The 12139-nt window shown below is 68.9% G+C and carries 5 protein-coding genes; 3 read left to right on the top strand and 2 right to left on the bottom strand.

Annotated elements, in window-relative coordinates:
• Positions 1–123 precede the first annotated feature (123 nt).
• The 3 genes from WMF29_RS03035 (at position 124) to WMF29_RS03025 (ending at position 4415) form a co-directional block, all read left to right on the top strand.
• Positions 124–1869: a DUF1592 domain-containing protein gene (locus tag WMF29_RS03035; RefSeq protein ID WP_437327393.1), complete on the top strand. Its 1746-nt coding sequence runs from the start codon at positions 124–126 to the stop codon at positions 1867–1869.
• A complete protein-coding gene (locus WMF29_RS03030) occupies positions 1866–3257 on the top strand; it encodes a DUF1552 domain-containing protein (RefSeq protein WP_437327392.1) in 1392 nt (463 codons plus the stop codon). Before WMF29_RS03035 ends, WMF29_RS03030 begins: the two co-directional genes overlap by 4 nt.
• Before the next feature lie 159 nt (positions 3258–3416).
• The gene (locus tag WMF29_RS03025; RefSeq protein ID WP_437327391.1) at positions 3417–4415 is read left to right on the top strand and encodes an AraC family transcriptional regulator ligand-binding domain-containing protein; all 999 of its coding nucleotides are present in this window, start codon (positions 3417–3419) and stop codon (positions 4413–4415) included.
• A gap of 92 nt (positions 4416–4507) precedes the next feature.
• Here the strand turns inward: WMF29_RS03025 and WMF29_RS03020 are convergent, their stop codons facing one another.
• On the bottom strand, positions 4508–6160 hold the full coding sequence (locus WMF29_RS03020; RefSeq protein WP_437327390.1) for a VWA domain-containing protein: 1653 nt from the start codon (positions 6158–6160) through the stop codon (positions 4508–4510).
• Between the two features lie 236 nt (positions 6161–6396).
• Positions 6397–12015 carry a DNRLRE domain-containing protein gene (locus WMF29_RS03015; protein WP_437327389.1) on the bottom strand — a complete coding sequence of 1873 codons (5619 nt, stop codon included), beginning with the start codon at positions 12013–12015 and terminating at the stop codon, positions 6397–6399.
• Between the last annotated feature and the right edge of the window lie 124 nt (positions 12016–12139).

Below are 12139 nucleotides of genomic sequence, written 5' to 3'. Positions count from 1 at the left end.
CCGTAGACCCACCTCTCCGTACCAATCGAAACGTCTCCACGTGTCGACGACGAAAAAGGTGATCGCGCCCGAGCGGGTCTCCCACCGAGCCGGAGTAGCCAACAGCCTCGAGCGGAGCCCTGAATGACTACATCATCGATTGAACAATTCAAGTCCCACGGAAGCGTGGGCCTGCTCGCCGTGGCGCTCGCGCTGTCGGCGTGCATCGGCAACCTGGGCAGCGAAGACGGCCAATCGCCCGCGGAGGGCACGAACGGCACGAGCGGCAGCTCGAGCAGCGGAGGTTCGGGCTCGGGGTCGGCGGGCCCCGGCGAGCCATTGAGGTGCGATACGAGCACCGTCGATCCTGGGCCTTCGCCGATGCGGCTGCTCTCGCGGGAGCAGTACATGAACACCGTGCGCGACCTCGTCGGCGACGTGCCCGGCCTCGATGCGGCGCTCGGCCCCGCCATGGAGGCGTCGGCGTTCGGCCTCTTGCAGCCGGACGTGACGCAGGTCGAGCTCGAGCATTTCCAGGCCGCGGCAGACGCCATCGCCGCGGCCGTCGTCGGCAATCCGGCGGCGCTCGACGAGATCGCGCCTTGCGAGGCCGGAGCCGAGCCGAGCGAGTGCGCGCGCCAGCTGGTCGTGGGCTTCGGCGCCCGCGCCTACCGCGCGCCGATCACGGACGCGGCGGACATCGAGCGACACCTGCAGCTCTTCGACGTGGGCGCTGAGACGAGCTACGAGCACGGGATCGAGCTCCTGCTCCGCGGCATGCTGCAATCGCCGCGCTTCTTGTACCGCGTCGAGATCGGCACCTCGGAGAAGGTGAGCGATCGCGCCGTGAAGCTCTCTCCGTACGAGGTGGCCGCCCGCCTCTCGTACATGCTGTGGGGCACCCTGCCGGACGCCAGGCTGAACGAGGCCATCGAAGACGGCAGCCTGACGACGAAGGAGGGCGTCGCGGCGCAGCTCGGCTGGATGCTCGAGGACGAGCGCGGCGCGAAGCTGGTCAATCGCTTCCTCGGCAGCTGGACGCACATGAACGGCCTGAACAGCGTGGTGAAGGACGCGGACGCCTTCCCCGAGTGGCAATCCCGGTCGTTCCGCGAGTCGCTGCGCGGGCAGGCCGACGCCTTCTTCGACCACGTGCTCAACGACGAGGGAGGCAAGCTGAGCGCGCTCCTCACCTCGACGACGGTCTTCTACAACAAGGATCTCGGCGGGTACTACGGCGTCACCGGCGACGACTCCTTCCAGGCACTGAAGCGCACGGACGGCACCGCCTCGGGCATCCTGACGCTCCCGGCCCTGCTCGCCATCCAGGCGAAGCCCGCAGAGAGCTCGCCCATCTACCGAGGGAAGTTCGTGCGCGAGGCGCTGCTCTGCCAGCAGCTGCCGGCCCCGCCGGCCAACATTCCCAAGCCGCCCGAGGTCGACCCGGGCAGCTCGACCCGAGAGCGGCTGTCGCAGCACGAGGTGGATCCGAGCTGCGTCGGCTGCCACCAGCTGCTCGATCCGATCGGCTTCGGCTTCGAGCATTTCGACGCGCTCGGCCGCTACCGCGAGCTCGACGGCGGTGAGCCTGTCGACGCGAGCGGCAAGGTCATCGCCACCCGCGACATGAACGGCGATTTCGAGGGCGTGACGGAGCTCGGCGCAAAGCTCGCGGGCAGCGCCGAGGTGGAGGAGTGCGTGGCGCGCCAGTGGTTCCGCTTCGCGATCGCCCGCTTCGAACAGGACATGGATGGTTGCTCGATGCAGAGCTTGCTCGAGACCTTCAAGGCCGCCGGCCAGGACCTGAACGCGCTTCCCCGCGCCGTCGTGGAGACGGACGCCTTCCTTTACCGCCGCCCGATCGACGCGCACACGAAGGAGATGCCATGAACCGAAGAGGCCCGATCGATCTCCGCACCCAGATCAGCCGCCGCAAGCTGCTGGGCGGGCTCGGCGCCCTGACCGTCGCGCTCACGAGCCCCGTCTGGCGGAGCGCCACGGTGTTTGGACAGGACGCCAAGCAGCCGGGCGCCAAACGCTTCATCGGCATCTTCTCGGCGAACGGCACCGTGCCGTCGGCGTTCTTCCCCTCGGGGGACGCGCACGAGGCGCCGCTCTCGCTCGGCCCGATCCTGGCGCCGCTCGAGGAGCACAAGCAGAGGATGCTGGTGCTCAAGGGCGTGCACATGAACTCGACGGTCGAGGACGAGCTCGGCGTCCCGAGCGAGAACAAGCCCGGCGGCCCGCACATGAAGGGCCCCGGCGCGATGCTCACGGGCGGCTCGCTGCTCGCCGGCAGCTTCACGGGCGCGGGCGGCCCTGCCGGCTGGGCGGACCGCATCTCCGTCGACCAGCACATCGCCAACCGCATCGGCGAGAGCAGCCAGTTCCCGTCGCTCGAGTTCGGCGTGCGCATCGAAGGGCAGGAGCCGCTCCGCGTCATCTCGTACCGCGGTCCGAACCAGCCGAACACGGCGGTCGACGATCCATTCCAGATGTACTCGCGCATCTTCGCCAACGCCGATCTCTCCGAGACGGAGCTGCAGCGGCTGCTCGCCGAGCGCCAGAGCGTCCTGGACTTCCTCAAGGACGATATCGGACGCCTGAAGGCGCGTGTCAGCTCCGAGGACAAGGCGCGGCTCGAGGCGCACCTCGGCGGTATCCGCAACATCGAGCAGCGGCTGCAGAGCTCGGCGGTCTCGTGCACGCCGCTCGCGATGCCGGAGAAGTTCGACACGCGAGCGATGGAGAACTATCCGAAGGTCGGCCGGCTGCAGACCGATCTGATGCTGCTCGCGCACATCTGCGGCATGACCCGCGTCTCCACGTTCATGTGGGCCAACGCCGATAGCTGGCAGTACTACCCCTGGATCGGCGTGAACGAGGAGCACCACGAGCTCTCCCACGCCGGCGACAACGACGCGGTCGCGAACGAGAAGCTCGTGAAGATCAACGTCTGGCACAGCGAGCAGGTGAAATACATTCTCGACCAGCTGGCGCTCGCCAAGGAAGTGGACGGCAGCTCGGTGCTGGACAACACCCTGCTGCTCTGGGGCAACGAGCTGGGCGTCGGCAACACGCACACGTACAAGGACATCCCCTGGGTGCTCGCGGGCGGCGCGGGCGGCTACTTCAAGATGGGCCGTTACATGAAATACGCCGACCTGCCACACAACAACCTGCTCGTGTCGGTATGCAACGCCATGGGCCTCGACGACGTGACCACCTTCGGCATTCCCGGCGTCTGCACCGGGCCGCTGCCGGGCCTCCTGGCCTGAGCCCCCTTTTCGCCTCGCATCCCCGGGCGCCCCGCGCACGGCGCGCACGCCGCGCACGCCGCGAGCGACGCCCGGCACGTGGGCGCCCAGCGCCAGGATCCGGGTTGCCCCGGGCGGCTTCGGCCACTACGCTCCGACACATTTGGCTTGTGAGGAACCGTGGTCCATGCGCCGGCTCAGTCTGCGTTCTCTGATTTCGTCCTGCTCCTCCTCTCCGCAGCGCCCAAGCTCGGGCTGCCGATCGACGCGGTCCTGCGCGACGCCGCGCTCCCGCCGGAGGCGCTCCGCCAGCGCGGATTGCCGATCTCCCTGAGCGTGGCGCGGCAGATATGGTCCTCCGCCGAGAAGATGAGCGGCAATCCGCTGCTCGGGCTGCACGCCGCGGAGGGGCTCGAGGTTGGCTCGCTCGATCTCCTGGACTACCTGACACGCAGCAGCAGCAGCTTTGGCACAGCGCTGGAGCGCGTCATCCGCTTCGCTCCGCTGGTCGCCAACGGGGGCGTCCTGAGCCTCGAGGTGACCGGTCGCCGCGCGCATTTCCGCCACGTCTCGCCGGACGGCGTGCCCGCCGTCGCGGATCTCATCGTCAGTTTGATGGTGCTCCGGACGCGGGCGTTCTCGGGCGAGCACATCCGCCCGCTGGCGGTGCGCTTCCGGCACCGCCGCGAGCGCGTCGCAGGCGAGTACGAGCGCGTCTTCGACGCGCGGGTCGAGTTCGATGCTCCCTGCGACGAGCTGGTCTTCGATCGGGATCTCCTGGAGCTGCCCTTCCATTCCGCCGAGCCGCGCCTCTGTGAGATCCTCGAGGACTGCGCGGCGGCGCGGCTTCAGGCGCTCGGCAGGGTCGGCGGGGCGCCGGCCGCCCCCGCCGGCGCCCCGTCGAGCTTCGTCGACGAGGCCCGACAGGCCCTCCAGCTCTGCATCGCCCAGGGCAACCCGAACATCGATCGCGTCGCCGAGCACCTCGGCGTGAGCTCGCGGACGCTCCAGCGGCTGCTGCGAGAGCAGGGCACGTCGCACCGCGCCCTCTTGATGGAAGCGCGAACCGAGCTGGCGAACCGCTACCTGGCCTCGTCGAGCCCCACGCGGCGCGCGCTCGCCGCCGGGCTCGGCTATGCGAGCACGCGCTCGGTGTCCCGCGCGCTGCGCCGCCGGTGAGCCGGAGCTCACCGGCGGTCCAGAGAGGGACTCCATGCGCGCGCGGTCCATGACGGGTCAGCGGCGCGTCGCGACGAGACCGTCGTGCAGCGTCACGGATACCATTGAATCCGAAGCTGCCTGTTGCTCGTCGTGCTCACCTGATAGACAACGTCGTTCGCCCTGCCCGGGAACGGGATCGTGGTCGTCGCGGACCAGCTGTTCGCCGGGGCGCTCTGGGGCGCCCCGCCGTTGGCCGACACGCTGACGCCGTTCAGCGGGACGCCGTCCGTCGGGCTCATCTGCAGCGTCAGGGTCGCCGGCGTCCAGGCGGTCGGGAGGCTCGCCCGATCGATCTGGAAGCAGGAGGTCCCGTTGACCGACGCGACGATCGCCGTGCTCATCGGCCCTAGGCTCTGGCAGGGCGGCGCGGGGTTCTTGTAGAACCCGAACGTGTGCTGCCGCGTGAACATCGGGACGGTGGCGCTGCCTGCGTAGTCCGCGAACACCGTGACGTCGTGGCTCCCCGTCTCGGTGAACTGGCCGACCTTCAGCGAGTAGACGCCGTCGTTGGCCGTCGCGTCGCCGTGCGCGGCGGCGCCGTCGTCGTGGAACGACAGGGGCGTGACCGCGCCGCTCGGGCCGGTCATCTCCGCGCTGACCGTGGCGCCCAGGACCGGGCTGCCCAGGTGGCTCACCTCGGCCTCCACGATGAGCGGCGCCGTCCCGACGTTCAGCGTGCTCGGCGTGACCCGGAGCGAGATCGTGTCGGCCAGGGTCGACACAGCGGAATAGAGGTAGATGGGCTGATCCGAGCTGTTGGTGGCGCAGATCTGCCAGGACCCCTCCTCGTAGGGCTGGGTCACGTTCAGGGAGAAGCGCTTGAAGCTCTCGGCCGAGAAGAAGGTCAGGTCGGAGCCCGACGTGGCGAAGTTCATCTCGGTGATCTTGGACGTCGGGTCCCAAGGGGGCAGCAAGTAGACGTCCGGCGCGGCCGCGCCGACGAAGAGCATCGTGAAATCCACGATCTGCGCCGCCGAGACCAGCGCGTCCACGCACGACGTCGATTGCGGCAGGATCTGCGTCACCGCCTGATCGATCATGCCGCCGTCGCGACAGTCGTTCGCCATGCGGTTGAACGCGCCGATCAGCTCGAGCTGATCGAGCGCGGTGTCGCTGTCGGCGCGCAGGTAGATCCCGGGCGAGAACCCGTAGTTCGCCGCGATGTCGCTCATCATCGCCTCGTCCGCCCCCGACCCGAGCGCGATCGAGTGGACCTCGTCCACGCGGCCGTAATAGTCCATATAGAAGTCGCTCGGGGCCGGCGGCGTGTTGTGCTGCCCGTCGGACAGCAGGATGACGCACTCGCGCGCGCTCTTGGTCGGGCTCTCGGCGATCAGCATGTCGAGCGCCTCCTGGAGGCCAGCCCCGATCGAGGTCGACCCGTCCGCGACGAGCGCGTCGACCGCCGTGTCCAGGCCGGACGCCGGCAGCGCCGTCAAGGGATACGTGATCGACGAGGTGTCGGAGTAGCTCGCCACCCCGAGCATCTCCGTGAACGACTGCGACGCTGGCACATTGCTCGATGCGAGCGTGTTCCAGTAGATCTTGGCCGCCTTCTTCGCGAGCTCGATGCGGTCGCCGTACATGCTGCCGGATCGATCGATGATCACCACATGGTTCGTGTCCAGCGGGGCGACCTGGGCCAGCGCCGCGGACACCCCCGCAACGCTCGTGAGGAGACCGCCGGCGACGCCTGCAAACATTCTGAATGAGCTTCTCATCTTCTCCAATCCTCTTCGAGTGTCGATCAAAACCAAAGGTCTACAGCGGTTTCTGCCCGCCTTTGCACCATGCAGAGCAGAGCGGCGGTCTCCCGCGCAGGAGACGGGCCCAGATCGGCGTTTTCGGCGCGCAGGCGCACTCCGGTGCGCTGAGCACCGAAAATGCCGAGGTGGGCCCGTATCCGAAGCGGGTGACCGTCGCTCTATCGCGCCGGCGTTCAGGGCCTCCGGAACACCACCTCGAGCTTGGGGCGCCGCGCGGCGTTCGCATTGTCGCTCGACATGAACGAGACCTCCCGGTGCTTCGCCACCTCGCTCTCGAGCCGCATCAGGAAGCCGTGGTTGCTCGCGGGCGCGCTCAGCATGTCCCGCACGAGCTCGGTCACGTCCACACCCGCGTAATCCTGGCCGTCCGACGTGCTCTGCGGCAGGAGCACCTGGTGAAGCGACGTGGCCGTGGGCTGGTTGGCCCAGGTCACGGTGTTCTCCTGCCACGCCGAGGTGACGCGCTGGAGCAGGAAGGCGTTGGAACCGCCAAACGTCGAGTGCCCCGGGGTCAGGCCGTTCGAGGTGCCCTGGCCGTAGAGGCGCGCGTCGGGATCGGCGTAGAGGCTGAGGCGCGCCCGCTCGATCGTGGAGCCCGCCGGGATGGGCGACAGATCGAAGCGGAAGAGGCTCCGGTTCGTGTAATTGACGCCGCTGGCGGTCCACACCCCCGCGGTCATGTTCGGGGAGCTCCCGTTGTTGGTCCCGACACCTGCGCTCAAGCTGGTGATGGTCGCATCGACCCCGGCGCTGCCGGGCTGGAGCGTCAGCCGCTCCGGCTCGTTCTCGCAGTGGCCGCCGACGACGAACACGCCGCTCACCGCGTCGCACTGCGCCTGGTAGGTCGGCGTGTGACAGGCGCCGTCGGGCTCCGTGCAAGAGCCGATGGGCTCGGCCCCGCAGGCGTCGATCTGCGCGCAGCTGTAGCCCCTCACGAGGTAGCCGCCGGCCTCGCGGCAGCTCGCGCTGGAGCCGATGCCGCCGGTGCCGAGGTCGGTGCAGCCCTGGGACCGGCAGCACGCACCCTTCGTCTCGAGAAGGCAGCTCGACGAGCAGCCGTCGCCGTTCTGCGCATTGCCGTCATCGCACTGCTCGGACGCCTGCTGCACGCCGTCGCCGCAGCAGCGCTCGACGGTCACGCCCGCGTTCTGCACGACGGAGCACTGGATGACGTCGTCGTCGGGGCCCTGGCACGTCCCGCTCACGCAGGTCTGCCCCGGTCCCGTCGTGCAATCCGCGTCGTCGAGGCACGAGCAAGGCACGGTGTCCTCGGAGTGGTCGTCGAAGCAGGCCTCCACCTCGGCGAGCCACGCCTCGGCCAGGGCGCTCGGGTGCACCAGGTTGGACGCCTCGAGCCCGTTGCTCGTGTCGTACAAGAGCGCGGTCAGATCGAACGTGGGCGTCGGGGTGTTGACGACGGCGCCGCTGAAGGCGCCCACCCGCAGCTGGTTGGCGACGGCGGAGCCCTGCGCATCGAGGCAGCCCCAGTGCTTGAGCAGGTTGATGTGCGCGTCCTGGCACGGGAAACTGAGGTTGCCGCGCAAGCCGCTCACCAGTCCGACGTACGTGCAGGTGCCGGTCACGAACTTCTCGGCGAGCGCGTCCTTGTCCTGCAGCCACTCCATCATCGGCCGACCTTCGATGCAGAGGTTCTCCATCTTGGACACCTGCTCTCCCAGGTCGAAGCCGAAGTCGAGGACCTCCTGCACGCCGCCCGTGACGTCCTCCGTGGTGGGGGGCAGCGGATCCTCCGCGTAGAGCGGCAGCTCGTCCTTGCACCACGCCAGGAAGTCGGCGGTCTCCGACATGACCGTGGCGTAGCGGGTCACCTCGTCCGGCTGGTAGTTCGTCACCTGGCCGAGCGACGCGCTGTCCCACTGGTACGTCGCCTCGAGCCCTGGCTGGAACTTGCCCTTCTCGACAGAGCCGATATCCCAGGACCGCCGCCAGTCCCAGAGCGTGAACTTCCTCGGCTTCTTGAACAGCTTGACCTCGAGGCCGACGTGAATGCCCGCGTTGAGCGCGGCGATCAGCTCGATCTCGCTCATGCCGTAGGTGGCGATCGCATGGGCGGGCGCCTCCGGGTTCTTGAGCCCCCAGATCACCTGCTCGGCGTACTGGACGCCGCCCTGCGGCGCGCACGCGCCGTCGGGCGTGCAGACCTGACCGTAGCCGCAGACGGTGTCCGCGGTGGCAGCGCTGTAGGTGCAGCGGCGGGTGCACGCGCCTTCGACGCACGTGCGGCCTGGCTCGCTCGCGCAGGTCGGGTTCGGGTCCGCGCTACACAGGCAGTCGACCGGCGTGCCGCCGACGGTGCACAGCTTCTTCACCGCGTCGCACGTCTCGCCGCTCGCGCAGTCGGCGTTCGACGCGCAGCCGCACGCGGACTGGAAGCCCGAGTGGAGCGGGTGGCACCCGGGGCCCCTCCACTCGACGACATCGCTCCTGGTCTCGGTCACGCAACGGTACGCGCCGAAGGTGCCAGGGCACTCGGCCTCCGTGACGTCGTACACGACGGCTCCCGGGATCGACGCGTCGCAGTTGCTCCCGATCTTGCGGACCGTCGACGGCAGCGTGTCGCTCACGTAGATGTCGCCGGAGGGCAGGACGGCGATGCCGCCGGGCAGCTCGAAGACGGCGGTCGTGGCCAGGCCGTCCTGCCACACGGTGCCAGGCCCGCCGGCGACCGTGGCCGTGGCGCCGAGCGCCGGGTCGAAGCGCCGGATGCGACCGGGCCTGTTGCCTTCACCGATGAACACGCTGCCAGCGCCGTCGATCGCGAGCGCCTGCGGCGAGGTGAGCCGAGCGGCCGTGCCGGCGCCGTCCGCGGAGCCCGCGGTGCCGTTGCCTGCCACGGTGGTGACCATCGATGTCGCGATCTCGAACCGGCGCAGCGAGTGATTGAACGCGTCGGCGATGTACAGGTTGCCGCGCCCGTCGGCGACGATGCCGGAGGGCTCCGCGAACCGCGCGGTCGTCCCCACGCCGTCGACGTTCCCGGACGAGGAGGTCAGGCCGGCGACCGCGATGTTCGCGCCCGTCGCGAGGTCGATGCGGATCAGCGTGCGATTCCCGCTGTCGGTGACGTACAGGTTGCCTCCGTCCACGGCCACGTCACGCGGCGTGCCGACCACGGTGCGGTCGGCGACCGTCGTGACCTGGCCGCTGCTCAGCGTGAGCTTGCGGATCGTGCGGCTGCCGCGATCCGCGAGGTAGAGGGCGCCGTTGTGGAGCGTGATGCCCGAGATGGTGTTGAACCGCGCGGCGGTGCCCACGCCATCGGTGGTGCCCGAGGTCGTCGACCCCGCGATCGTCGTCACCGCGCCGCTCGTCAGGTCGATGCGGCGCACGGCGGTCCGGTCCGCGACGTAGAGCATGCGAGTCGACGCGTCGTAGGCCAGGTCGCCGGTCTGGAGGAAGCGGGCCTGCGCGTAGCTGGCGTTCACGAGGCCGCGCGACCCCGCCAGGCCGAAGGGCGATGACGCCACGGGGTTGCAGCAGACGCCGTGCTTCTGGCAGCCCGAGATGTCGCGGAGATCGTCGCTGCGCACGTCGGTCACGCAGGTGCCGTCGCTGTCGCACTCGTCACAGGTCTTGTTCGCGTTCCACTTGGCGGTGAAGCCTTGCTGGAAGGCGCTCTTCAGCAGCTTGGCCTTCTTCTCCTTCATGAAGGTGGCGAACAGCTCGTACGAGAGCTTGCCTGAATCGCACCACTCCTCGGTGATCCCCGTCCAGTCGTCGATGCAGGCGCGGCCGCCGGTGGCGAAGGTGAGGCAGCAGGAGTTGTTGGTGTCGAGCGGGGAGCAGCCGAGGTTCAGCTCGGACTCCTCGACGAGGCGGTTGGAGCAGTACGTCTGATCTTTGTAGTTGAAGACGGGCTTGCACTCGAGCGACTCGTCAGGGTTGCTGTTCACGAGCGCCCGCTCGAGCGAGGTGTTGAGGTCGACCACACCGCCGGAGCCGCTGGGCCTGAGATCCACGGAGAAGCCGATGCTCGCCTCCACGCCGACCTTCAGCCGCTTGCCGAGCGGCACGCCGAGGAAGAGCTTCGCGCCGATCTCCGGCTTCACCGAGACCTCCGTCCCCGCCTCGGCCGTCACGTCCGGCGCCTGGAACGGGTGCATGTTGCGATCGAAATCGACGTTCTCGATCTTGTGGTTCGTGTGCTTGTTGAGCGCCTCCTGCAGGCGCTTGCGCATGAAATAGGCCTCGTCGTACCACTTGACCCCTGCGCCGAGCCGGAAGTACGGGATGAGGAACGCGCCGGGGACCGGGGGGAGAGGGATCTTCGTCAGCTCCTTCTCGATCGGCTTCATCTGCAGATCCAGGTTGAGCGCAGCGGCCATGACGGCGGCGGAGCGCCCCTCCCAGCGCTCGACCGGCTCCGCCGCGTCCCTGGGCCAGGTGGCCGGGCTCGGAGCGCCGCTCGGCGTGTAGTCCGCCGTGTAGGAGAACGGCATGTAGGTCCCGATGAGGAACTCCTGCGGAGACACCCGGCCGTCGTGGTCGGTGTCGAGCGATTCGGTCTGATCCTCGTCCGCGAGGTAGAAGACCCCGTTCTTCTTGGCGGCGGAGAGGCTCAAGCCCCCGCCTCCCGAGTGGCCGAAGGCCGCGATGCCGAGGGGGGCTTCGCGGTTGAACCACTTGTAGCCGTCGAGCTGCATGTCGAACTCCGTCCCCGGGAGGATGCTCAGCGTCTTGCCGAACGCCGTGACGGCGAAGCCGCCGGTGCGCATCTGGGCGCGCCGCTTCTCGCTCAGGTTGTGCGACGTGTAGCGGCCGCCGATGCCCCACCGGCCGTCGCCGCTCTCGACCAGCGTGGCGTACGCGCCGTGTCCCGCCCAGGGGATGCACATGTGCAGATCGGGCCGCTGCTCGGAGTAGCTGCCGAGGTGGTACCCCTCGGTGTAGAGGTCGATGTAACACTGGATCTTCGCGAGCAGCTCCGTGGCGTTTTCGAGCTCGCCGCCGGCCTGCTCCAGGAAGTCGGCGAAGCGCCCGTCGGAGATCTCACCGGCGATCTTGTCGAGCCACTTGACCGCGGTGAAGGCCCACTTGTACTTGCCCGCTTCTGTCTGCTGGAAGTCGTTGGCGAGCCAGACGAGCACCCCGGTGCTGCAGGTGTTCGTCGGCGTCGTGACCGGATCGCAGAAGTCGGAGCACTCCTCGTAGGTCGTCTTGCTCTTCTGGATGACGTCCGTGCACCCGGCGACCACGCGCTGTGTGCAGATGCACTTGCCCTTGTCCGCGTCCTCGATCGGCTCCGTCTCGGAGGCGTTGATCGCCTCGGACGTCTTGCTGATGATCGACGAGAGGAGCTGCATCGACTGCAGAACGTGGAAGTTCGTCGTGATGTTCTGGAGATCGGCGCCCTTCCGGTTGGGGCTCTCCGGCATCTTGCCGAGCTGGTTCGGGTCGCACGCCTTGACCTTGAACTCGACGCCCGAGCCTCCGCCGGCCCCGCTCGCGCCGCTGGCGCTGCTCGACGCGCTGCTGGAGCTGGCGCTGCTCGACGCGCTGCTGGAGCTGGCGCTGCTCGAGGCGCTCGCGGCGCCCGAGCCGGTCTCGAACTCGTCGAACACGGCGGCCGGCCGATCGGGCTGCTGGGACCACCTCGGCCAGCTCGGGGCGCCGCTCTGGCAGCCCACGTCGTCCGCGGAGCAGAGCGCTTGCTGCACGCTTCCGATGGGCTCGCTCGGCTCGCTCGGCTCGTCGGCGCCGCCCGCGCAGGCCGGTGCGACGATGCCCAGGCAAAGGAGGAGCGGGAGGCGCCCCGCGCGCCTCGAATGCACGAGGGCGTCTCGTGGTTGGATGAGCCGACGTATCAGCAAGGACCTGAGAACTGTCATTGAATCAACCCCGACGGCCTGGTCGGCCGAGATGAGCGGACGTGACGCGGTCGGCCGCCGTGCCCGC

It is taken from the genome of Sorangium sp. So ce381 (assembly GCF_051473845.1).
Lineage (GTDB): Bacteria > Myxococcota_A > Polyangia > Polyangiales > Polyangiaceae > Sorangium > Sorangium atrum.
This window is presented reverse-complemented; position numbering and strand designations above follow the sequence as displayed.

Bases quoted from the DNA above. Each gene is read 5' to 3' on its own strand.
- WMF29_RS03035 (WP_437327393.1), top strand. From the start codon at position 124: ATGACTACATCATCGATTGAACAATTCAAGTCCCACGGAAGCGTGGGC.
- WMF29_RS03030 (WP_437327392.1), top strand. From the start codon at position 1,866: ATGAACCGAAGAGGCCCGATCGATCTCCGCACCCAGATCAGCCGCCGC.
- WMF29_RS03020 (WP_437327390.1), bottom strand. From the start codon at position 6,160: ATGTTTGCAGGCGTCGCCGGCGGTCTCCTCACGAGCGTTGCGGGGGTG.